18 protein-coding genes are annotated in these 25211 nt (G+C 37.7%); 15 read left to right on the top strand and 3 right to left on the bottom strand.

Annotated elements, in window-relative coordinates:
• Window positions 1-50: 50 nt before the first annotated feature.
• Both EA772_RS03185 and EA772_RS03180 read right to left on the bottom strand, forming a co-directional pair.
• Window positions 51-1175, bottom strand: a complete 1125-nt coding sequence (locus tag EA772_RS03185) for a glycoside hydrolase family 18 protein (protein ID WP_124911148.1) — start codon at window positions 1173-1175, stop codon at window positions 51-53.
• 13 nt (window positions 1176-1188) lie between these two features.
• Entirely contained in the window at window positions 1189-2052 is an 864-nt protein-coding gene (locus EA772_RS03180; RefSeq protein WP_010599092.1) for a transglutaminase-like domain-containing protein, read from the bottom strand.
• Between the two features lie 44 nt (window positions 2053-2096).
• Here EA772_RS03180 and EA772_RS03175 point away from each other — a divergent pair, with 44 nt between their 5' ends.
• The 6 genes from EA772_RS03175 to EA772_RS03150 all read left to right on the top strand — a co-directional run bounded on the left by EA772_RS03175 (window position 2097) and on the right by EA772_RS03150 (window position 10769).
• Window positions 2097-2885 carry an O-methyltransferase gene (locus EA772_RS03175; RefSeq protein WP_124911147.1) on the top strand — a complete coding sequence of 263 codons (789 nt, stop codon included), beginning with the start codon at window positions 2097-2099 and terminating at the stop codon, window positions 2883-2885.
• A gap of 20 nt (window positions 2886-2905) precedes the next feature.
• Window positions 2906-3565: a DUF1345 domain-containing protein gene (locus EA772_RS03170; protein WP_124911146.1), complete on the top strand. Its 660-nt coding sequence runs from the start codon at window positions 2906-2908 to the stop codon at window positions 3563-3565.
• A 641-nt stretch (window positions 3566-4206) separates the two neighbouring features.
• Window positions 4207-4575 (top strand): BlaI/MecI/CopY family transcriptional regulator, encoded by a 369-nt coding sequence (locus EA772_RS03165; protein WP_116169168.1) that lies wholly within the window; start codon window positions 4207-4209, stop codon window positions 4573-4575.
• Complete coding sequence (locus tag EA772_RS03160; RefSeq protein WP_124911145.1) at window positions 4572-6122, top strand: N-acetylmuramoyl-L-alanine amidase; 1551 nt, start codon at window positions 4572-4574, stop codon at window positions 6120-6122. Before EA772_RS03165 ends, EA772_RS03160 begins: the two co-directional genes overlap by 4 nt.
• Before the next feature lie 187 nt (window positions 6123-6309).
• Window positions 6310-8385, top strand: a complete 2076-nt coding sequence (locus tag EA772_RS03155) for a M56 family metallopeptidase (protein ID WP_168187474.1) — start codon at window positions 6310-6312, stop codon at window positions 8383-8385.
• Window positions 8385-10769, top strand: coding sequence for an outer membrane beta-barrel family protein (locus EA772_RS03150; RefSeq protein ID WP_124911143.1), 2385 nt, complete (start codon window positions 8385-8387; stop codon window positions 10767-10769). The genes EA772_RS03155 and EA772_RS03150 overlap by 1 nt, the downstream gene beginning before the upstream one ends.
• A gap of 212 nt (window positions 10770-10981) precedes the next feature.
• Here EA772_RS03150 and EA772_RS03145 read toward each other — a convergent pair whose 3' ends face one another.
• Window positions 10982-12109: a polymerase gene (locus tag EA772_RS03145; RefSeq protein ID WP_124911142.1), complete on the bottom strand. Its 1128-nt coding sequence runs from the start codon at window positions 12107-12109 to the stop codon at window positions 10982-10984.
• 369 nt (window positions 12110-12478) lie between these two features.
• Between EA772_RS03145 and EA772_RS03140 the strand changes: the two genes are divergently transcribed.
• The 9 genes from EA772_RS03140 (at window position 12479) to EA772_RS03100 (ending at window position 25161) form a co-directional block, all read left to right on the top strand.
• The gene (locus EA772_RS03140) at window positions 12479-13459 is read left to right on the top strand and encodes a deoxyhypusine synthase family protein (protein ID WP_116169172.1); all 981 of its coding nucleotides are present in this window, start codon (window positions 12479-12481) and stop codon (window positions 13457-13459) included.
• Between the two features lie 253 nt (window positions 13460-13712).
• The gene (locus tag EA772_RS03135; RefSeq protein ID WP_116169173.1) at window positions 13713-15008 is read left to right on the top strand and encodes a c-type cytochrome; all 1296 of its coding nucleotides are present in this window, start codon (window positions 13713-13715) and stop codon (window positions 15006-15008) included.
• Between the two features lie 48 nt (window positions 15009-15056).
• On the top strand, window positions 15057-18086 hold the full coding sequence (locus tag EA772_RS03130; protein ID WP_124911141.1) for a TAT-variant-translocated molybdopterin oxidoreductase: 3030 nt from the start codon (window positions 15057-15059) through the stop codon (window positions 18084-18086).
• A 26-nt stretch (window positions 18087-18112) separates the two neighbouring features.
• Entirely contained in the window at window positions 18113-19585 is a 1473-nt protein-coding gene (gene nrfD, locus EA772_RS03125) for an NrfD/PsrC family molybdoenzyme membrane anchor subunit (RefSeq protein ID WP_010599103.1), read from the top strand.
• A 2-nt stretch (window positions 19586-19587) separates the two neighbouring features.
• Window positions 19588-20124, top strand: coding sequence for a DUF3341 domain-containing protein (locus tag EA772_RS03120; RefSeq protein WP_010599104.1), 537 nt, complete (start codon window positions 19588-19590; stop codon window positions 20122-20124).
• Window positions 20096-20719 (top strand): cytochrome c, encoded by a 624-nt coding sequence (locus EA772_RS03115; RefSeq protein ID WP_010599105.1) that lies wholly within the window; start codon window positions 20096-20098, stop codon window positions 20717-20719. Before EA772_RS03120 ends, EA772_RS03115 begins: the two co-directional genes overlap by 29 nt.
• A gap of 15 nt (window positions 20720-20734) precedes the next feature.
• The gene (locus tag EA772_RS03110; RefSeq protein WP_124911140.1) at window positions 20735-21955 is read left to right on the top strand and encodes a quinol:cytochrome C oxidoreductase; all 1221 of its coding nucleotides are present in this window, start codon (window positions 20735-20737) and stop codon (window positions 21953-21955) included.
• A 68-nt stretch (window positions 21956-22023) separates the two neighbouring features.
• Window positions 22024-23262: a cytochrome c oxidase subunit II gene (locus tag EA772_RS03105; protein ID WP_124911139.1), complete on the top strand. Its 1239-nt coding sequence runs from the start codon at window positions 22024-22026 to the stop codon at window positions 23260-23262.
• 24 nt (window positions 23263-23286) lie between these two features.
• Window positions 23287-25161: a cbb3-type cytochrome c oxidase subunit I gene (locus tag EA772_RS03100; protein WP_029204013.1), complete on the top strand. Its 1875-nt coding sequence runs from the start codon at window positions 23287-23289 to the stop codon at window positions 25159-25161.
• Window positions 25162-25211 lie beyond the last annotated feature (50 nt).

The raw sequence follows: 25211 nt of genomic DNA, 5'->3' as shown, positions 1-25211 counted from the left end.
ATTAAATCACAAAATATTTAGAAGCCACAATTCTCATTGTGGCTTCTTTTTTATTTTGCCAAAGTTTCGTGGATAACACTAAGCAATCCATTTGAATAAGCATCATCTGTTAATTCCCAAAACATAATGCCGTTCAACTGATGATCAACTACATATTTGGTTTTTAGCGCTATTGATTTGGGATCATCAAAAGTAGCCAATTGCTTAGTTGCAGCATTATAGTAATAGGGCGCTTTAGCCGAATCATCCCAGTAATATTTAAATCCTTTCTCTTCCGTAAATTGATCAGAAAAGTGCTTATAAGAAACGCCACTTAAGAATTTTGTAGGCTGATATAAACCTTGGTTTGCATCGGTGGTATTTTGAAAAATTCGGGCATAAAACGCAGCACCTAAAGCTATTTTGCTTGCCGGAACGCCCTTTTTGATCATTTCTTTAATGCCATAATCAGCTGATAACATAAGTTGAGGCGTGGAGAATAAGGCCGTATGATGCCCGCTTTGGGTAGCATAACCACTTACCAAATCATAGCTCATTAAATTTACCCGGTCAACAAGCGGCATTACTTTTTTCCATTCGAAACAAGAATCAATGCAGTTTTTCGTTCCGCCTGCAGCAAAGCTGATTTCTGCTTTTTTACCCAGTTTCTTGCGGAGTTCCTGAATTAACAAGGTGAAGTTTTGTTTATCATCTTCCGTATATCGGTGCCCGGGATAACCTGCCACCGCAGGATATTCCCAATCGATGTCTATTCCATCAGCATGGAAATAATCAAGTAATTCTTTAGTGGTTTTTGCAAAGGTTTCTCGGCCGTTTTTTCTGCTGAATACCTCCGAGCAAGGGCCGCAGGCGCTCCAGCCGCCCATGGCAATCATTACCTTTAAATCTTTGTTGCGGCTTTTTAAAGCCACCATTTTTGCAATTAGGGCAGAATCTTTTGCGCTATTGATATTCAAGCTATCGCCCTTCAGGTGGCCGAAACTATAAATCAAATGGCTTAACTTTTCAATGGGATAACTTTCAATTTCTGTGCCGCCGCCACCTGTATAGTATGCAATTACATTAGGCTTTGTGGTTTTTTGCGCCTTGAGATTAAATCCAAATAGAAGTAACGCTGCTGTTAAGATTAAAAATCGCGAAGAAAGTTGGGATAGGGAGTTTGTTTGGTGGTTCAAGGTTGATTTGTTTTTATGGTTCAGCAATTATTTTTTGTAATTCGGTGAGCTCTGCAACCTTTTCAGTAGCGCCGGCATTTTCATAAGCAGAAATTAAATTTCTAATTACGCGGCGGATAATATCTGTATTGCTGCAGGGACGATAATATTCTGGTAATGATTCGAGGTTTAGCTGACGTAAAAATTGATCTACATCGTGTTTGCCAAATATATTTCCTCTGTTGAAGGCGTTGATGTAAAACAGTACACCATATTCTGTGCCCTCCTGTTTGCTCTCATCAATAAAACCTAAAATGAAGTGTTGCGGAAGGTTAATGCCATAAATAGGCAAGTCAAGTTTCTGCGCCAGCGTAGAATAAATAATCGCCAATGAAATTTGATTACCCTTTTTACTTTCTAAAACCTGGTTTAGATAGGAGTTTTGAGGATCATGGTGGTTTTTCGTATTCCCGCCAAAACCGTATTGCTGATATAAAATGTGGTTAATCAGTTTCACTTTTTCAACTGAACTCATTTCATATTGTAGGCCCAACCAGATATCGCGTTTAATTTCCTCTATTTGGTTGATGACTTTTTGTTCATCCAAATCCGGATACTGATAGCGGTTGATAATTAAGGCACCCTGAAGCAAATCGAAAGCACCACTTAAATACCACAGATGTAAATCTTCCTTAACGGTATTAAATTGAATTTGATGAACGATATTTTCAATTCGCTCTTGCAAAAGACCATCAAAAGATTGTTCCCATGCGTTTTCAAGGTAATGGATTACCTCGCCACCATATTCAAGCAGTTTTTGTTCCACGTGTTGATAAACTTCCTCATCAGGATCATCCAACAATTTTACCAAAGCACTTATCTCAGCGATATTTTCCATAAAACATACACACGTTTGCCGCGTTTAATTACTTTTGCAATATTATGCTATTTCAATTTATTACCGACTATCTTAAACACCGTTTAACAGCGAAAACACGTCATGGGACGCACTCACCATTTGTGTACAAGCTAGCTGATGAGGTAATTTACGATTTTACTGATAAATCTCCATACCAAAGCATCGAACAACAACGAAAAAAACTTTTTTCTGACGATTCTATTATCACTGTTACCGATCTGGGGGCAGGTTCTCATCTCAATAAAAACCGCACTAAAAAGGTAAGTCAAATTGCAAAAAACGCATTGAAAAGTCCGCGGTTGGCGAAGTTAATTTACCGCTTAGCTCAAAATACTCAGCCAAAAACGGTCATTGAATTGGGTACCTGCTTGGGCATTACTTCATCTTACCTGGCAAAAGCTTGTCCTGATGCTGAAGTTATTACCATTGAAGGTTGTCCGCAAACGGCTGAAGTAGCCAAACACAACTTTCAGGATTTAGATTTAACCAACATTGAGCTTCATGTAGGCAATTTTGATTTGATTTTGCCTGATATCATCGCAAAGCAACCGACGCTGGATTTTGTTTATATTGATGGAAACCACCGAAAAGAGGCTACTTTAAATTATTTCAAGTGGTGCCTGCCAAAAGTAACGGAAAATTCTTTGCTGATTTTTGATGATATTTATTGGAGCCAGGGAATGAAAGAAGCCTGGGAAGAAATCAAAAACCATCCCGATGTTACAGTTACTATTGATTTATTTTGGATCGGACTGGTGTACTTTAAGAAAGGCCAGGCCAAAGAACATTTTAAGTTGAAATTTAATCAATAAACTTTTATGAAATATGCAGGATGAAAATTGAACCTAAACTTGATGGCATTCAAAAGCTATCTGCCTTATACATTCTGCTAATTAGTCTTTTCGCCGGGATTTTAGCCTATATTATTTCATTAACAATAAACATGGATGTACTGACACATGTGATGTTTGGCTGGGATATTTTCTGCTTATTACTCATTTCCCTGCATTGGTACATGTTTTTTAATACCTCAGCATCCGAAACTTACCTTAAGGCAAGGATGCAGGATGAAACCCGTGGAGAAATTTTCGCGATCGTTCTGGTATCAACCTTTGCCGGATTATTGGCTGTAGTTTTATTGCTGATAAATAAAGATATCGAGCCTGTTGACCTCATCGTCGCTATTTCTGGAATGTTTCTGTCGTGGTTTTTGGTGCATACCACTTTTGGCATGCGTTACGCTCATCTTTATTATGGTGATAGTGAAACCAATAAAGGTTCAGGTTTAGATTTTCCAGGGGATGATGAACCTGATTTCATTGATTTTGCTTACTTCTCTTTTGTGTTGGGCATGACTTTTCAGGTTTCTGATGTCGAAATTTCCTCTCGAAAAATCCGGCGGCTTTCCCTTTTGCATAGCCTCATTGCTTTTATCTTCAACACCGTGATTGTCGCATTAACGATAAACGCTCTGGCTGGTTTGAGCAAGTAATACTTTCTACTAAATTGAAGTTTACGATCGTTTTTGGAAATTAACGGTTCTGAGTGAATGGCGGTCTGCCGTCCCGCTCCCGTTTCTGCCACAATGAAAAATTGTGGCATTCACTTCGATCGCGTTTAGGTACAGCGGGTGGTGCTTATCGCCTGCTCGTCATTACAAAAACGATTTTTCATGGTTTATGGTAGTTTTATCTGCCTGACTCGAAATTCCGGAATGAGGTTATGATGTTTCTCGACATCCGACAGAAGTTAAGTGCTACTTATGAAACCATGGTCAGTCTGAGCCTGTCGAAGACCTTTTTTAACATTCACAAACAACAAATTTGTCATCCTGAGCTTGCCGAAGGATAAATATTTTTGTCTTCGCCATAAGTTAATTGGTGAAACAAGGGGGTGGGCAAACAATCCTAAGAATTCCCTACTCAATTTTTAAACCCGACAGCCGCGGCAGCCCCGAGTTTTCACGAGGGCTATAGCAAATGGCGGGGCTTTCGTAGCCAAAAGCTACAAGCTTTCATTTTCTAAATAAAATTAATACTCTGTAAATCAAGTTATTGAATATTAAAACTGAAAAATAAGTTATATAACTGCTTAATTAGTTGTGTAACTGAAAAATAAGTTATAAGTTTGAGTATGGAAGAATTAACCAAAACAGAAGAGCGCATTATGCAAGTCTTATGGAAACTTCAAAAGGCTTTTGTGAAAGACATAATCGATGAGTTGGATGAAAACCCAAAACCACCTTATAATACCATTTCATCAATTGTGAGGTTGTTGGAAAAAAAGGGCTACATCGATTATAAAGCTTACGGAAAAACTTACGAATATTTCCCAACAATAACGAAAGACGAATATACCAAAACTACCTTTTCGAAAATGTTTTCAGGCTATTTCGACAGCTCACCGGCAAATCTTTTGTCGTTTATGGTGAAAGAAGAAAAGTTAAGTGAAAAAGATATAGAAGAAATTAAAAAGCTCATCAGTGAAAATGCTAAATCATGATTTTAATTTATTTATTAAAGGTTTCAGCCTGTACAGTTGTTTTCTTCGCGGTTTACCAGTTTCTGCTATCGCAACTTACATTTTTTAAGCTCAATCGCTTATACCTGCTGTCGGCACTTTTCTTTAGTTTTTTGATTCCTACTTTAACTATAGAAAACAAGAAAGAGGTAGTGGTACAAAAACAAGCGTTAATTACCCAAGTGGCTTATGCTGAAGGCGAAATTGCCGAGAAGGATTTTGACGGCATCGGTACTACTCCAAATCATCCGATAGATTGGAATCAAACTTTTACCATTCTCTATTCTTTTATTGCGGCAGGCTTAATGGTACGGACATTATGGAGTATCGGCCATGTTAGCTTTTCCATCCGGAAAAATGTTTCCTCGAAGGTCGGACCTTTGTTGTATGTTCCAGCGGATTCAGCCATTAAAAACTGCTCATTTTTAAACAAAATTATTGTAGATGAATCTCTGGAGGAGCGTGAAAAGCAATTAGTCATTAGCCACGAAACGGCCCACTTGGGTCAGGCCCACGCCATTGATAAATTATTGATCAATTTTATTGTCTGCATTTTATGGTTTAATCCAATCATATATTTCTGGAGAAATGCGATAGCACATAACCACGAATTTTTAGCAGATGAAGCTGTTTTGAAATCAGCAGATCGAAACTTGTATGCATCTCTTCTGCTGAATTTAGCCACGCCAGCAACTCACCTACTCGCAAATAGTTTTAGCAAACTCCCACTTAAAAATAGAATTACCATGATGTACAAAAAGCCGAATTCCAATTTGAGCAGGTTACTTTATTTCTTAGTGGTTCCTGTTGTTTTGCTTTGTTCTTTAGCCTTTGTTAACCGCAAGGAAATTATTGTGCAGCGAAATGTGGATGAAGCTCGTCAATCTGTTTCAACTCTTACGGGTTTCCAGGATAAATTCTATAAAACCAGCATTGTGCTGGATCCAAATGCTAAACCCGCATTTAAAGCTGCTGATATGGTTTTAGTTTTAGATGCCGGACACGGTGGTAAAGATGCCGCATCGGTAGCGTTAGACGGCCAACTGGAAAAGGATATGAACCTGAGAGCGGTAAAAATTCTGCAACAGGAAGCCATTAAAAGAGGTATCAAAGTACGCCTGACCAGAAGCAGTGATGAATTTGTATCGCTTCGTGATCGTTTGCCACTTCAGGCAGCCACGGCTTTTATTTCCATCCATCATAATGCCACAGCTAAAGGTGCCCCGGTGGTTTTCCGTGGGATAGAAGTTTATGTTTCTAAACTGAACAGGAACATTAAAAATGCAGAAGAACTGGGAGCGGGTATCCTGAGTAAGCTTAAACAAGCGAATGGAATTGCTGTTCAGGATTCCTTAAAAAATGCTAGCCTGCTTCTTTTACGAGAATCTAAATCACCTGCAGTTTTAATTGAACTGGGAAATATTACTGATCAGAAGAGTTTGGATTTTATTAAGCAAGAGGCTAACCTGCGTAAAATCAGCAATTTGATTTTGGATGGTTTTGTAAGTTTTTCTAAACGTGGCTGCTAAAATATAAAAGATGGAATGGTTAACCTATTTGCTTAAAGTTAGTGTCTGCACGGTTTTTTTCTTTGCGGTTTATCTACTGGTATTGAAGAAACTTACATTCTTCAAATTCAACCGGTTTTATCTACTGGGATCCTTGGTTTGTAGTTTAATTATTCCGGCTTTGCAGTTCGAGATTAAACGCGAAATAATGGTAATAGAAACTAGGGAATGGAGTGAGAAGCCTCAACTTGAGAAACTAAGTGACGAACCTTCCAATATGATGCAGCCTTTGGCAGTTGAATACGAGCCGAAACAGGCAACTGAAATAGACTGGAATATGATCGGTTTTTACGCTTACCTGAGCATTACTGCAATGCTGTTATTGGTTTGTTTCTGGCGTTTGTTTGCTCTGTTGAAATATGCGAAAGGTTTTAAACAAATTGATGGGTTAAAGTTGATCTCGAAAACTGAAGGTTTTACCAATTGCTCATTCTTTAATTACGTTTTTATTGATGATCAGTTGAATGAAAGCGAATTGCAAGTTTTATTAAGGCATGAAAGGGTTCACGTGCAACAGTTTCATTCAATAGATAAGATGCTATTGATGCTATTTAAAGTATTGTTTTGGTTCAATCCTGTAATCTATCTTTTTGATAAAGCGGTGGAGCAAAACCATGAATATGAAGCGGATGAAATTACTTCTTCAGGTTGTGGTAGTGAGACTTATGCTAATTTACTTTTAAAGCTGGCTGTTGCTAAAAGTGATATGCCGTTGATTCACAATTTTGTGAAAAGCCCGATTAAAGATCGAATAAAAATGTTGTTTAACTCAAAATCTAAAAACATGAAGAAATTAACGTATTTGTTGGCATTACCAGTAGTATTTGGATTGGTTTGGCTATTTGCAGTTGAGGTAGTTTATGCACAATCAGAAACAAAGAAAGATGTTTTTACTCCAGATGCGTTGCAAAATAAAGCAACAAAATATCATGAATTGCCTTTGCCAAATGTGAAACAAACCGATTCTTATTTTACTTCTAAAGAATATTTGGAATTGAAGGAAATCTCTGAACTTGCAATTGGAAAAACCTTAAATGGTATCTTAAATGAAGATTATAAGTCGAAGTCTACAATTGGTTTCGATAATGGTAAATTATTTAAATCGCAAGGCATAACTTATATTCTGCCAAAAATGTATTTAGGGCAGCAAGCGCTAAACCTTTTAAAAACAGGTGATGAATTGAAAATTGTTGTTGCTTCAACCGGTTTTACCAGAGGAGAGAAATTTGTTTATCTCAATCCAAAACAGGTTTTCTCCGGCGATAAACTTATTTATCAAATGCCAAAACCTAAAGTCTATCCATTTTTGTACGAAGCGAATAGTGTGAGGTTTAGTGATGGACTAATCTCAAGTATAACACCTTCAGGTGCTAAAAAGATTTTTAATGTAATTTCGAATGGCTACAGTTTTAAGTTGATAGTTGATGAATCGCAGACGGCGTTAGCCTATTTAAATAATTTTAAAAAGGGTGATAGTATCAGATTGAGATTTGTACATGAAGTAAAAACAGGAGCTAAATCTTATTTGGTTAAAGATTGGATTTCCATTTCTAAAAATGTAAAAACATTTGGTGTTCAAAATAAGAAGTTGTTCTATAAATTTTATAAGGAAGATGGTCATCAAAAGATGGCAGGTTTAAAAACCGATACTTCAAAAAAGGCTGTGGTTCCAAAGATTATGTCTTTTACGAAACTTAATGTCGATAAAAGAAATAATATTTCTAAAATGGAGGATGCTGTGATTAAAATTAAATCAGACGTATTAAGTGCGGAAAAGGTTGAGTGGGATACAAACAAAAATATCCTTACTGCAAAAGAGGCAACCCTGACCGCTTTCGACGGAACAAAAATGGTAGCTAGTTTAGTGGTGTTTAATTTAAATAAAGGAAACTTTAAAGCATATTCAGAGAATGGAAATTTTAGGGTAGATAATTTGGATATGATAAATTACGACAAAACTAAAACTCCAAAAGTTGAATACAGGGCAGATTCTGTGAAATTTAATAAAAGTAAATCAATCATTTACATGTTCGGAAATGCGAAGGTTGCTTATGATGATGTTAATCTTTCCGGATCTAAAATTATTTATGATGCTGGCAGGGGGTTATTCCAGGCAACGAACGCCATCATTTATCATCATAGCAAAAATGTTAAGGCAGATAGTATTTACTACGATGTACGAACTTCTAAAGCCAAACTATTTGGCGCTGACTTAGATCGCTAATGCATAAACTATTATTCGCAATTACATTATTGTTCATCCTAACTTTTTCAGGCGTTCAGGCTCAATTCAAAATCGTCGGAAAATCACTTGGCGACAATAATATTGGTCAGGCTTTGATTTCTATTAAATTAACCAATGCAAGTAACAAATCAGTTTACACCCAATCAGATAGTCTAGGGAATTACATTTTCTTAAACTTACCATCCGGTAGTTACAATATCTTTTTTTCGGCGATCGATTACGTTAGTCAGCAACACAATTTTCAATTGCGAAGCGATACTTCTATTAACATCCAATTAATGGAAAATGCACAAAAGCTTGCTGATGTTCAAATCAACTCAAAAAAGCCTTTGGTGGAGAAAAGAATTGATCGTACAATTTTTAACGTAGAAAACAGCATTTCGGCAATTGGTACCGATGCACTTGAGTTGCTCGCCAAAGTTCCTGGTGTTCGCGTGATGAATGATCAGGTTTCATTAGTGGGGAAGGGTGCTGTAAATGTGATGATGAACGATAAACTCATTCAGCTTAGTCAGGATGATTTATCAAATTACTTGAAATCAATTTCCAGTGATCAGATTTCAAAAATTGAAGTGATTATAAATCCCCCTGCTAAATATGATGCCCAGGGAAACAATGGATTGATCAATATTGTCCTGAAAAAGGTTACTGCTGAAGGGATTAAAGGATCGGTAAACACGGTATTTACGCAAACTACGCACCCCACAGCTTCTGTAGGAGGAAATATCAGTTATCGAAAAGATAAAATTACTATAAATTCTACCTTAAATGTTCGTAAAGGTTCAATTGTGCCCTTTGAGCAAAGTACTATTTTTTATCCCAACCAAACCTGGAATGTGATTAACAAGGACCGGAATTTTAGAACTGTACCGAGTGCACAAGTTGGATTGGATTATCAGATCTCGAAGCAAGCCTTGCTTGGTTTGTCTTACAATGGGGGTTTAACTAATTTCCATTCTGAAGAAAACATTAAAACGAAAGTCTTTAATCATCAAAGCAGTTTAGATTCCCTTTTAAATTCTGATGCGAATGCAAAAATCAGATCGAATTTTCATGCGACAAATTTGTACCTAAATCAGTCGCTGGATTCAACAGGAAAGCAACTTATTATCAATGCCGATTGGTTCAGATTTGCCGATGATAAAACCCGATTTTTTAATAATCAAAGTTATCTAACGGATGGGGCGCTTATTCCAAACTCATTTGCTGAATACTTATCAACCAGTAAGCAGAATATAAACTTGTATACGCTTAAGGCAGATGTTGATTTACCTTTTAAAACGTTCAAGTTTGCTGTTGGAGCCAAACTGAGTTTCATTAATAATGAAAGTGATGTTGCTTTTTATAAAAGACGAAATACTATTTACGAACTCGATGTAAACCAAAGTAATTTGTTTAGTTATCGCGAAAACACACAGGCCTTATATGTCAATCTCAATAAAACCATTCAAAAATGGGATTTCCAGATTGGGCTAAGAGGAGAGTATACTCAAATTGATGGTGTGTCTGTTAACCAGCAAAATAAAAACAGCTACTTTCAATTGTTTCCAACGCTATATGTGGTGTATCGGGCGACAGATCAAAGTGCATGGAATATAAACTATGGAAGAAGAATTAACAGACCTGCTTACCGGAAATTAAACCCTTTCCGTTGGTACAGCAACCCGTTTGTGTATGCTGAAGGCAATCCGTTTTTACAGCCATCATACAATAACAATGTCGAAATTTCACATACCTACAAAAGTTTATTCATCAGTACTTTCTCCTTTAGCAATACGCAGGATGGATTTAATGATGTGAATTTTATTGATGCGGGTTCGAATACACAAGCGTCGAAGCCTGTTAATTTCATCACAGGTTATCAATATCAGTTCAGCAATTCGGCTGTATTAAGTCCGTTTAAAAACTGGCAAACAACGAATCAGTTTAATGTTTTTTACAATGTTTCAAATTCAAGTATTGTCCAAACCTTATCAAACTTAAAAGGCGCTGGAGCGTATTTTTCTACATTAAATCAATTCACCTTTACCAAATCGAAAACTATTTTGGCCGATATTAATTTCTGGTATCAATTTCCAACAGTTGATGGCCTGAATGAAAACAAAAGCCAATGTAACCTCGATTTTGGCGTGAAAACTTTGCTGCTGAATAAAAAACTTCAGTTATCGCTGAATGCAAGTGATGTTCTAAAAACAAATAAATATCGGTATAATAGTTTGATCAATAACATCGGTCAGCAATACAATAATTACTACGATTCGAGACAAATCCGTTTTACCGCCCGGCTTAATTTTGGTAATGAGAAAATCAAATCACAAGAAAGAAAAACTGGAAATGACGAGGAGCGAAGGAGAAGTGATTGATTTGAAAGGTAAGGTGGATGATAGAAAATGGACTATTTGCCCGTCATTGCGAAATCAATTTGATCATTGATTGAAGCAATCTCATAGTGAAAACTATTTTTTTAAGGGAGATTGCTTAGTGCCTCGAAATGACGACCGCTCTAAAAATACACTTATATCTATAGATTATCTTTTAGGATGATTGGACTCTTCCATCAAAGATCTTTCATCATTTAAAACGCTTCAGCAATACTGATATAAAATCCGCTTTGTCGTTTTTCATTTGGCCTTTTTTCACCAATTCCATAATCTAAGCGGACGCTGATTCCTTTTTCAGGATCGAAGAAATACCGAAAACCTGCCCCATAGTTGGGTTTGAAAGCATCTTTGGAGAAATCATCAACTCCCCAGACTGTTCCTGTACCGCCAAAAACAGTGGCGCCAAAACGGCTGCTATAACGATAACGCAGCTCAGCTTGAAAGGCCAGTAAATTTTTATCGCGGTAACGTCCGCCATAATAACCTCGCATCATTTCATCATTGCCCATTTGTGGCAACAAATAAATTGGGGTATTGTTGCCAATTACAGTATTGTAGAGTCCTTGCACACCGACAGCGAAACTTCTGTTTAATCTCCAGAAATTTCGGGCATCAATTTTTATCTGACTGCCGGTAAAATTACCTGCTGAAAAAATATTTGGCGCATATTGGTAGGTTCCCCTGATAAAGAAACCTTTCGTTGTATAATTATTATTATTTCTTGCATCATAGCTTTGCGAAACGCCGAGGTATAAAACGCTTCCGGTTCTGTTGTTGTAATATGGATCTTTACTAAAAATCCCATCTGCAACCACATCATTATATTCATAGTTTTCGAAACCTAGTGATACTCCGGTATAAGCTTTTGGCAATAACTGTTTTTCGGCTTGTAACAAAACTTTAATTTGTTGCTGGATCAGCTTGTCTTCATTCCCTTCATCTGTACTGTTACCAATTCCGTAAAAGTTAAAAGGCATGCGTTTGAAACGCAGTTCGCCAATGTAATGAAGCTTATTCCCTTTACCCCAAATGTCAATCAGCGAGCTCATGTTATAGGCTTTCAAGGTAGAATAATTCAGGTTAAGTGTTAATGATGAAGGTCGGTTGGTGGTATCCAGCCGATCTGCATAAAAACCTACAATTGCGCCAACTCCGAATTGAAAACCTGTTTCCTGAGCATAACCAAATGATGGAATGGGTAAAAAGCTGGCCTTACGCAAAGTGTCTTTTTCATTAGAAAGCAGTTTTTTAATCAACTTCATTTGAGCATATGAGCTTCCAGATAGTACAACAAATAACAGGAGCAAGCAAAATTTTTTCATTGCCGCAAATTAACTGAATTTTTATTGAAGATTTATTTCCTGCAAGTTGGTCGTGTGTTTTATGACGGTAGATTGGAAATCACTAACAGCGGTAGTGTCCATGCCACCTAAACCGGATTGACGGGGAAAGCGCCCAATTTTTCATTGGGCCTTGAACCAAAAAGCCGGACTAACTTTAATAATTTTAGAACAACTGCTTTCCAAAAAAAGATCCTTCGACTATACTCAGATGAAAATAGCGTGGAGAATTTATCAATTATTAAAATTACTTAATCAGTTCACAACGCTAAGCCCCAAACTCCAAACACTATTAATGTTTTATCCTTTCGGGCTAAATGCCTACTTTTGCGCAAAACAATACAAAACAAAATGAGCAATACAAGAGGACCAATATCTCAGTTCATGGAGCGTAATTACCTCCATTTTAATGCTGCGGCAATGATGGATGCGGCTAAAGGTTACGAAACGCATTTAGATGAAGGTGGTAAAATGATGATCACGCTTGCTGGTGCAATGAGTACTGCTGAATTGGGAATTTCACTTGCAGAAATGATCCGTCAGGATAAAGTGGCGATTATTTCGTGTACAGGTGCCAACCTTGAAGAAGATATTATGAATCTGGTAGCGCACTCACATTACAAACGTGTGCCTAACTATCGCGATTTGAGCCCGCAGGATGAGTGGGATTTGTTAGAAAACCATTACAACCGTGTTACGGATACCTGTATTCCTGAAGAGGAAGCTTTTCGTCGTTTGCAAAAGCACATTCATAAAATCTGGAAAGATGCAGATACCGCAGGCGAAAGATATTTCCCGCATGAGTTTATGTATAAAATGTTGTTGAGTGGCGATTTAGAGCAATACTATGAAATTGATCCAAAAAATTCATGGATGTTGGCAGCTGCTGAAAAGAATTTGCCAATTGTTGTTCCAGGATGGGAAGACTCAACAATGGGTAACATTTTCGCTTCTTATGTAATGAAACAGGAGTTAAAAGCAACAACGATGAAAAGCGGTATTGAATATATGGGTTGGTTAGCCGATTGGTATATTGCTAACAGTGGCGGTAAAGGTATCGGTTTCTTCCAGATTGGTGGTGGTATTGCCGGCGATTTTCCTATTTGTGTAGTGCCAATGTTGTATCAGGATATGGAAATGGAAAATATTCCGTTTTGGAGCTACTTCTGCCAGATTTCGGATTCTACAACCTCTTATGGATCGTATTCAGGTGCAGTACCAAATGAGAAAATTACCTGGGGTAAATTAGATATTCACACACCTAAATTTATTGTAGAAAGCGATGCAACAATTGTAGCGCCGCTAATGTTTGCGTGGATATTAAAACAATAATTATAAATCTTAGTAAAACCAAATTGGTTTTCTTAATGCCCATTGGAGATAAATTCAAAAATGGGCATTTTTCTTAGCTGGCGAGCCCGAATGGGCATTTGTTTAGAATGATTATAAATTGTATTTCACGTCAGTATTATGTCATGGGATTTATTAATAAGTTATACTTTTGTTCAAGTTTTGATGGGGCTATATCAGTTCAGGCATCAATTTCACAACAAAAAGTAAATTAAATAAGTATAAAGTGTTCATTATGAGAGATATCTCGATGATTTTAAAAAGCGTTTGGAAGTCGTTATTCGTATTTTCAGCAATTTCCGTAATAGCGGTTTCAACCGTAAATGCGCAAGATGCTAAAGAGGGGAGAACGCTTTTCAGGGCTAAATGTTCATCATGCCATGCGTTAGATGCCAAATTAATAGGTCCTGCTTTAACAGGGGTGAGCGATCGCCACTCGGAAGAGTTCCTTTTAAAATGGATTCCTAATTCACAAGGTATGATTGCTGCCGGTAATCCGGAAGCTGTGAAATTGTTTAACGAAAATGGAAAAGTAGCAATGACTTCTTTCCCTGAGTTAGATGAAGAAAAAGTAAAAAGCATCTTAGCTTATATCAAGGAAGGTGAGCCAAAACCAGCTGCTGGTGCTGCAGGCGCTGCTGCTCCGAAAGATGACACTACTTCAGGTTTATCTATCGCTGGTATCATTGCTATTGTATTGGTAGGTATTGTCATTTTAGTAATCTTAGGTCGTGCATCTAAATTATTAGAGCGTTTAATTCTACAAAAACAAGGTATTGAAATTGAAGAAGATGTGCCTTTAACGGTAGGCGTTCGTAAAATGTTCAAAAACAAGAAGTTCGTGATGTTCTTCATCTTATGTTTGATCATTTGTTTAGGTTCGTTTGGTTGGATGGGTATGTGGGATACAGGTGTTCACACCGGTTATCAACCAGTACAGCCAATTAAATTCTCACACGAATTACACGCAGGTATTAATCAAATCGATTGTCAATACTGCCACAACGGTGCGTTTAAATCTAAAAATGCTACAATTCCATCATTAAATGTTTGTATGAACTGCCACAAAGCTGTTCAGGCGAGAGATAATTATGATGGTGAGATTTCTCCAGAGATCAAAAAAATCTACAATGCGTTAGGTTACGATCCGGAAACTCAGCAATATGATAAGAGCAAGGAGAAGCCGATGGAGTGGGTACGTGTACACAACTTGCCAGATTTTGCTTACTTCAATCACTCTCAACACGTAGTGGTTGCAGAAGATGCAATTCGTAAAGCAAAAGGTTTACAACCAACAGAACCTGTATGTTTCGCATGTCACGGTCCGGTTAATACCATGGAAGAAATTTATCAATATTCTCCATTAACCATGAAATGGTGTATCAACTGCCACAAGGAAACAGATATTTCTGGTCAGAAAAATAATGCTTTCTACGCTAAGGTTATCGAAGCGCATGAGAAAATTAAAAAAGGCGAGAAAGTTACACCAGCGTTATTGGGTGGTTTAGAGTGTGGTAAGTGCCACTATTAATAGATAGAGTTTAGTAAGAACGTTCGAATAAACAGTAATATAGCTTAAATGGAAAGCAACAAAAAATACTGGAAAGGCTTAGAGGAGTATAACAATACACCCGATTTTGTTAAGAATAACAAAAACGAATTTGCCGAGCCACTTCCAATAGAAGATGTTTTAAATGAAGCAGGGTTAAGTACCGTTACCCCACGCCGCGACTTTTTAAAGGCGTTAGGTTTTGGTTTAGGTGCAGTTACTTTAGCTGCATGTCAAAGTGCCCCTGTTCATAAATCTATTCCTTACCTGGTAAAACCTGAAGAGGTTACTCCAGGTATTCCTAACTATTATACTTCGAGCTTTAACGGCCAGAGTATTTTAGTTAAAACAAGAGAAGGTCGTCCGATCAAAATTGAACCAAATCCAAATGCAGGTGAGTTCAATTGCGGTACAGATGCAAGAGCGCAAGCTTCAGTTTTAGATTTATATGATGTATCTAAATTAAAAGCACCGGTTCTTAAAAACGAAGAAACAACCTGGGCTAAGCTAGATAGTTTTGTGAAAGGCGAACTGGCAAAGGCACAAGCGGGTGGCAAAAAAATCCGTGTTGTGGCTTCTACAGTTAATAGTCCTTCAACAAATGCAGTTTTAGCACAATTTATTACTAAATATCCTGCTGCTAAATTGGTTCAGTATGATGCTGTTTCTTATACAGGTATTATTCAAGCCAACCAAAACAGTTTCGGTAAAGCGGTATTACCAAAATACAATTTCGATAAAGCTGATTTAATTGTAAGTTTCAGTGCAGATTTCTTAGGTACCTGGATTAGTGGTGAAGAGTTTACAGCTCAATATACAGCTAACCGTAACTATAAATCTTTAGAAAATAAAAAAATGAGCCGCCACATTCAGTTCGAAAGTGGAATGAGCTTAACAGGTACTAATGCAGATACACGTGTTCCTGTGAAATTATCTGAAGAAGGTCCTGCGTTAATTGCTTTATATAACGCCATTACTGGTCAGTCTTTAGCTGGTGGTACTTTAGGAAACAACGCAACTGCTGATAAGGTAATCAAATTAGTAGCTAAAGAATTACTACAAAATAAAGGTAAAGGCCTTGTTGTTTGTGGTTCTAATGATGTTTCTACGCAGATTTTGGTTAATGCCATTAACTCCGCTATCGGCAGTTATGGTACTACCATCGACTTAGATAATCCTTGCTATTTATACGCTGGTAACGATGCCGAATTTAATGGCTTGGTTGCTGAAATGAGTCGTGGCGAAGTTGGTGCGGTGTTCTTCTTGAACAGCAACCCTGCTTACGATTTCATGAATGTTAAGGCTTTTACTGATGCTTTAGCTAAAGTTCCTGCAAAAGTTTCATTCTCAGATCGTGCTGATGAAACGGCTTCACTTTGTGATGCCATTGCCATCAACCATAACTATTTAGAATCATGGGGTGATGCAAATGCTTACGAAGGATATTATTCAATCGTTCAACCTACCATCAATCCGGTTTTCAACAGTCGCCAGGCTGAAGAGAGTTTATTGGTTTGGGCTGATGCTCCGGTTAAAGATTACTATCAGTTTGTTCGCAGCAACTGGGAAACCAAAATGTTGCCTGCACTTGGTTTAAAATGGAATGACGTTTTAGAAAAAGGTGTAGTTGCAGTAACTCCAAAAACTGCAGCAGCTTATTCTTTCACACAATCTGTTGTTGAGGTAGCTAGCAAAATTGTTTCTGCAAGCAAAGCTTTAGCCAAAGGTGGTGATCAAATTGAATTACAGGTTTACGAAAACATCCCAATGCGTGATGGTAAAAATGCAAACAACGCATTTTTGCAAGAGTTACCTGATCCGGTTTCTAAAGTAACCTGGGATAACTATGTTGCCTTAGCACCAAAACATGCTGAAAAATTAAAGATTAAAGAATTTGACGTAGTTACTGTAAAAGGTAGCAACGGATATTCAGTTGATCTTCCTGTATTGATCCAGCCAGGACAAGCACAAGGAACTGCTTCTATCGCATTAGGTTATGGCCGTACCAAAGTTGGTAAAGCGGGTAACGATGTAGGTAAAAATGCTTTCCCTTTTGTAACGTTCGTGAATGGAACCATGCAATATGCCTCTAATATAACCATTACTCCAACAGGAGGTTACTATGAGTTGGCTCAAACACAAACACACCACTCTTTCGAAGGCCGTGCAGTAATTAAAGAAGCTACATTCAAAGAATATTTGAAAGACGCTTCTGCGGGGAACCACAAAGGCGAACACAAAGATTATGATCTTTGGGATCAATATGAGAAACCAGGTAACAACTGGGTAATGGCAATCGATTTGAATGCTTGTACAGGTTGTGGTTCTTGTATCGTTGCATGTAACGTTGAAAATAACATTCCTGTTGTAGGACGTGATGAGGTTCGCCGTCGTCGTGAAATGCACTGGATCCGTATCGATCGTTACTATAGCTACGAAACTAAAGATGGTGATGTAACTAAAGAAAAAGAAATTGCTAAGTTGGAAGACTTAGATCATGTTTCTGTTGTTCACCAGCCAATGTTATGTCAACACTGTGATCACGCACCTTGCGAAACAGTTTGTCCGGTATTGGCAACTGTACACTCATCAGATGGTTTAAACCATATGGCTTACAACCGTTGCGTAGGTACACGTTACTGTGCGAATAACTGTCCATACAAAGTTCGTCGTTTCAACTGGTTCAACTACTGGAATGATTCTCGTTTCGATAACTACTTAAATAATGAGTTTACTCAATTGGTGTTAAATCCTGATGTAACTACACGTTCTCGTGGGGTAATGGAAAAATGCTCAATGTGTATCCAACGTATTCAAGGTGGTAAGTTACAAGCTAAATTAGAGAAACGTCCATTAAAAGATGGCGATATCAAAATGGCTTGTCAGGAAGCTTGTTCAGCAAATGCGATCATATTTGGTGATTCAAACGATCCTAATTCAGAGGTTTCAAAAGCACTACGTTCTGAGCGTATCTACTACGTATTGGAAGAGATCAACGTGAAACCGGGTATCGGATACATGACAAAAATTAGAAACACAGATACAACAGTACAAGCGTAAGCTTTAGTATAAAGAAAATACAAATTATGTCAGGACATAACGAATCAATACTTAGAGAACCATTAATTACCGGCGATAATATCACGTATGCAAAAATTACGGACGATATTTTAGGACCGGTAGAAAACAAGCCGAACAAGGCTTGGTGGATTGGTTTCATCGTTTCAGCATTAGGTGCTTTACTTTGGGTTGTAGCTGTGAGTTACACCTTTTGGAACGGTATCGGATCTTGGGGCTTAAATAAAACAGTTGGATGGGCATGGGATATCACCGGTTTCGTATGGTGGGTAGGTATCGGTCACGCCGGAACGCTAATTTCAGCGGTACTATTACTCTTCCGTCAAAACTGGCGTAATTCAATCAACCGTTCGGCAGAGGCGATGACTATTTTCGCCGTTATCTGTGCGGCAACTTACGTTGTATCACACATGGGCCGTCCTTGGTTAGCTTATTGGGTATTACCATTACCAAATCAGTTCGGATCACTTTGGGTTAACTTTAACTCGCCATTGGTTTGGGATATGTTTGCCATCTCTACTTATTTCTCTGTATCATTATTATTCTGGTACACAGGTTTATTGCCAGATATTGCAACCATTCGCGACCGTGCAGTTGGAACACGCAGAAAAATCTATACCATCTTTTCTTTTGGCTGGACAGGCGGTGTTAAAACATGGCAACGTTTCGAAGCAGTATCATTAATCTTAGCTGGTATTTCAACTCCTCTGGTACTTTCTGTACACACGATTGTGTCAATGGACTTTGCAACATCAGTAATTCCTGGATGGCACACCACCATCTTCCCTCCATATTTCGTAGCAGGGGCGATCTTCTCAGGTTTTGCGATGGTGTTAACCTTATTATTGGTAGCACGTAAAGTATTAGGTCTTGAAAACTATATCACCATGTTCCACATTGAGTCGATGAACAAAATCATCATCTTAACAGGATCAATTGTAGGTGTGGCTTATTTAACGGAGTTCTTCATCGCATGGTATTCAGGTTCTGAATATGAGCAATATGCATTTATCAACCGTTCTACTGGTCCTTACTGGTGGTCATACTGGATGATGATGACTTGTAACGTAATCTCTCCACAATTACTGTGGTTCAAAAAAATCCGTTTAAGCATTAAAGCTACCTGGATTTTATCAATCGTGGTAAACGTGGGTATGTGGTTCGAACGTTTCGTAATTATCGTGACTTCACTACACCGTGATTATATTCCTTCAAGCTGGGCGATGTTTTATCCAACTTGGGTTGACGTAAGTGTATTCGTTGGTTCAATTGGATTATTCTTTACTTTATTCTTATTGTTCTTAAGAGTATTGCCATCAATTGCTATCGCAGAGGTTAAATTATTATTGAAAACTGCAAGTGAGCAATCTAAAATGAAACAGATTAAAGAAGGACATGAGAATAAAGAGTACGTTGCAGAGTACGTAGAGTCTTTACAGAAATTTGATAGTGTTAAACAAGAAGATTACGCAAAAATATAACAATGAGTGATATCAAATATATTTTAGGCAGTTTTGGTGATCCTGATGAAATGATGCATGGCATCGAAAAGCTTCAGGAAAATGGTGTAAGCATTTACGATGTTTATACGCCAATGCCTATACACGGAATAGAAGCCAAATTAGGAATTAAAAGATCGAGAATCGATATCGCAGCATTTTGCTTTGGTATTACCGGAACTTGCGCAGCTTTTGCTTTAATTTATTTTTGCGCAGTAATCGATTGGAAAGTAAACATTGGTGGTAAGCCATCATTTGCATTACCGGATTTTATTCCGATAATGTTCGAGCTTACCGTATTGTTTTGTGCTTTCGGTATGGTTTTAACTTATTATGCCTCTACGCATTTATTTCCAGGAAGAGCACCAAGAGTAATGGATCTTCGTGCAACTGACGATCGTTTTGTGATTGCAGTTGATGCAAGGGAAAATGCAGCGCACACTGTTATTGATGGTTTATTAAAAGATGCAGGTGCTTTAGAAGTAAAGTATAATGAAAGGAAGTACATTAGCTATGAATAAGAATAAATTTGTTTATACGGCGTTTTTAGCTATCGCTTTCGCAGCTACAGTATCCGCTTGTAGAGATAAACGCAGTACTGGTTTAGAATATGCCAGAAACATGTATGATGCATTAGCATTAAATCCGGATCAGCCGGTTGATACTACTAATAAGTTATTGGCTAGTTTCAAAGGTCATACCGCACAGGTGCCACCAGCAAATACAAAGCCGGTTGGTTTTACAGAGTATGATGAATATCCTAATACAAAAGAAGGATATGAAGCTGCAGGTGTGAGCATGGTAAATCCATTACCTGTTGATACTTTAAATTTAGCAGAAGGAAAACATTTATTTGGTGTTTTCTGTAGCCCTTGCCACGGTGAAAAAGGTGATGGTCAAGGTCACTTAGTTAAAATTGAGAAATTTAGTGGTGTACCGGCTTATCAAACAGGCGCTTCATCACGTGGTGGAAATATGGTAGATCTTACACCTGGTAAAATTTATCACACCATCACTTACGGTGTAAATAACATGGGCTCGCATGCTTCACAAATTACGCCAACAGATCGTTGGAAAGTAGTGATGTATGTTCAACAATTACAAAAAGGACAATAGTAAAGCAGAATATAAATGGGAACTCACAATATTAATTTTAGTGAACAGTTTGAGTTTACAGGTAAAGTAAAAACCTTAAGCATTGTTGGTATCATATTAGGTGCTATTGCTATTGGTTACGGTTTTACTGGAGATAAAGTAATGCATGAGCGTACTTTTGCCAACCTGTTACTTATGGGATACTACTTTGCATGCGTTTGTATGTCAGGTATGTTTTTCCTTGCTGTTCAATTTGTTGCGCAGGCAGGATGGTCTGCATCAATTTTACGTGTACCACAGGCATTGGCTAAAACATTGCCTATCGCTTCTATAATCCTAATCGTGATTATTTCTGCTGGTTTATATACACACAACTTATATCACCACTGGCATGCTGATGGATTAACTGATCCGAACAGCCCTAACTACGATTCCTTAATTGCAGGTAAATCAGTATTTCTGAACGTACCTTTCTTCTTAGGTCGTATGGTAGTGTTTTTGGGTGTTTACAGTGCATTTGCAATCAGTTTTACTAAACTATCATACAATGAAGATTTAGCTGGTGGATTGGTTTCTTACAGAAAGAGCTTTAAAAATGCTTGTATCTTCTTGGTGATCTACGGTTTTACTACGCCGATCTTCGCTTTCGATACGATCATGTCATTAGAAGCACACTGGTTCTCAACCATGTTCGGTTGGTATAACTTTGCTGCAATGTGGGTAAGTAGTTTAGCAACAATTGCCATCATCATCATCTTATTAAGAAGAGCTGGTTATATGCAATGGGTTAACAATAGCCACTTACATAACTTAGGTCAGTTTATCTTTGGTTTCTCTATCTTCTGGACTTATGTATGGTTCGCACAGTTCTTGTTAATTTACTATGCAAACATGCCAGAGGAAACGGTTTATTTCTACAAACGCTTTGAGTATTACAAATTCTGGTTTTTCTTAAACCTTGCAATGAATTTCTTAGCTCCGGTTCTATTGTTAATGGATAGAGATAATAAAAGAACAGATGTTAAATTGTTATTTGTTTCTATTGTAGTTCTGCTAGGTCACTGGGTAGATTATTATCAAATGATTATGCCAGGAGCTGTTGAAGATGGCCACAATGGTTTTGGTATTGTTGAGATCGGTACTGCATTAGGATTTGTAGGATTGTTTACCTTTACGGTTTTAAGCAACTTAAGCAAGAAACCTTTAATTGCAAAGAATCACCCATTATTACAAGAAAGTTTGCATCATCAACTTTAGTAGATGATATATAGGGCAAATATTTAATTATTATTATAATAGAAGTACAGCGTACTACTTTTAAGAAAATGAGTTTAAGAAAGTTTATCACGAATAAAACGACCGCGGCTTTAGCAGTATTACTTACTGTTTTTGCAAACACCAGCGCATTTGCGCAAGAGGCAGCAGCAGGAGCTGCAGCGGCACCGAAAGTTGATATGGGCGAGGTTTATAAATCAGTAATATTTTATATTCTGATCTTTCTTGCCGTATGTTTATTCATCGCAATTATTGGTAAATCAATAAAAGTATATGAATTAAGCCGCGAAGCACAAGGCAAGCCAGTTGGTATTAACTGGAACAGAGTTCATGCAAGTTTATTTGCATTGTTTCTTGTTCTGGGTTTGTACGGTGTGTATTGGGAGTATACGGTTCATGGCTCGATGTTGTTACCTGATGCTGCATCTGAACATGGAAAGAAAATTGATGAAATGTTTAATTTAACATTGATCATTACTACAATCGTATTCATTTTAACCCACATTTTATTATTTGGATTTGCTTATATCTACAAATATTCTGCAAAAAGAAAAGCATACTATTACCCACACAATAATACAATCGAAAAAATCTGGACAATTGTTCCGGCTTTAGTATTAACCGTTTTGGTTTTGATGGGTTTTTTAACCTGGAGATCGATTTTCTTCAAAGTTGAAGATCAGAATAACAAGCCACTTCAAATCGAGGTAACTTCTGAACAGTTCAAATGGTCTATCCGTTATCCAGGTGCCGATGGTATTGTAGGTAAGAAAAACTATAAATTAACTACTTCTTCGAATACCTTAGGTATCGATTTCAAAGACCTAAACTCTCGTGATGATGAGATGGCTGATGAAATGGTGATTCCAGTTGGTAAACCAGTTAAGTTAATCTTAAACAGTAAAGATGTTATCCACAGTTTTTACATGCCTCACTTCAGAGTGCAGTTGAATACTGTACCGGGTATGCAAACGATTTTCGAATTCACTCCGACTAAGACTACCCGTCAGATGCAGGAGGAAACAAACGATCCTAACTTTAAGTTCCTTTTCTTCTGTGCTAAAATTTGTGGGTCAGGTCACTGGAACATGCAGAAAGATGTGCGTGTAGTTTCAGAGGCTGAGTACAAAACCTGGATTGCAGAACAGAAAACATACTTAAACGACGATTTAAGAAAACAATTTAATTTGCCTGTGGCACCTGCGCCTGCTAAACCAGCAGCAGAAGGAGATTCATCAGCAACCGATTCGGCAGCTGTGAAAGGTAACCAAATGGCTTTAAATAAATAATATTAAGCAGGAGCGAAAAGAATTATGTCAACAATAGCATTACACGACGAACACAATCACGACCACGCTGATCACGGTCACCACAAGGAGACGTTGATCTCGAAGTATATCTTCAGCATGGATCACAAAATGATTGCTAAGCAATTCCTAATTACGGGTATCATCATGGCCGTAATTGCGATGGGTTTATCAATTTTATTCCGTATTCAATTGGCTTGGCCAGATCAAAACTTCCCTTTCTTAGAAACTTTTTTAGGAAAATGGGCTGAAGGTGGTCGTATCAAACCTGATTTTTATTTAGCCTTAGTTACTATTCACGGTACCATTATGGTATTCTTTGTATTAACTGCAGGGTTAAGTGGAACTTTTAGTAATTTACTTATTCCATTACAAATCGGAGCAAGAGATATGGCCTCGCCATTCTTAAACATGCTTTCATACTGGTTCTTCTTTATGGCTTGTGTGATCATGATGTCTTCGTTTTTTGTTCAAACCGGACCTGCTTCTGGTGGATGGACGGTTTATCCGCCATTATCGGTTGTTGCTAAAGCAATGCCAGGTTCTGGTATGGGTATGACATTGTGGTTAGTAAGTATGGTACTTTTCGTGGCATCATCTCTAATGGGTGGTATCAACTATGTGAGTACAATTTTAAACATGCGTACTAAAGGTATGGACCTTTGGAAAATGCCGTTACCGATCTGGGCTTTCTTCTTAACTGCTATCTTAGGTATCTTATCATTCCCTGTACTTGTAGCAGGTGTAGTGTTAATGGTATTCGATCGTAGTTTTGGAACAAGTTTCTACTTGTCAGATATTGTAATGGGTACTGACATTTTACCGAACGAAGGTGGTTCGCCAATTTTGTGGCAACACTTGTTCTGGTTCTTAGGTCACCCTGAGGTATATATTGTAATTATGCCGGCATTAGGTATTTCATCAGAAGTTATATCTGTAAACGCCCGCAAACCAATCTTCGGTTATCATGCGATGGTTTATTCATTAATTGGTATTACTGTACTTTCATTCATCGTATGGGGTCACCACATGTTTGTGACAGGTATGAACCCATTGTTGGGTGGTGTATTTATGATTACCACGTTGATTATTGCCGTACCATCAGCCGTAAAAACATTCAACTACCTGGCTACACTTTGGAGAGGTAACATCCGTTTCACTCCTGCGATGTTATTTGCTATAGGTTTGGTTTCATTTTTTATCTCAGGTGGATTAACTGGTATCTTCTTAGGAAATGCTTCATTAGATATTAACTTACATGATACATATTTCGTTGTTGCCCACTTCCACCTGGTAATGGGATCTGCAGCTATCTTTGGTATGTTGGCAGGTGTTTATCACTGGTTCCCAAGAATGTTTGGTAAAATGATGAACGCTAAGTTAGGCTACTTACACTTCTGGTTAACTTTCATTGCAGCTTACCTGGTATTCTTCCCGCTTCACTTTTTAGGTTTAGATGGTGTACCTCGTCGTTACTATGCTTTCACAGAATTTGAATTCATGAAAAAATGGTTAACTGTTAACGTTTTTGTAACCTGGGCAGCTATTTTTGCAGCCTTGGCTCAAGTAGCATTTTTGTTTAACTTCTTCTATTCAATCTTTAAAGGTAAAAAAGCACCTCAAAACCCTTGGGAGGCCAATACTTTAGAGTGGACAGCACCAGTTGAACACATTCACGGAAACTGGCCAGGAGAAATTCCTACCGTTTACAGATGGCCATATGATTATAGCAAACCTGGTCATGACGTGGATTTTATCCCTCAAACAGTACCTTTCTCTCAAACGATGAGTTCAAACTTACCTCATGATTTTGAAGGAAATGCTGAGGCAGAAAAAATTCAACAGGATTGGGAATTGGCTAATCCGGTTAAAGAAAACTAAGATAAGCGCAAAGCTTTAATACAATTTTAAAAGGGGTATCTGATTAAGTT

It is taken from the genome of Pedobacter sp. G11, from assembly GCF_003860265.1.
GTDB classification, from domain to species: Bacteria; Bacteroidota; Bacteroidia; order Sphingobacteriales; family Sphingobacteriaceae; genus Pedobacter; species Pedobacter agri.
The sequence above is the reverse complement of the archived record's forward strand: the minus strand, read 5'-3'. Positions and strand labels throughout refer to the sequence as shown.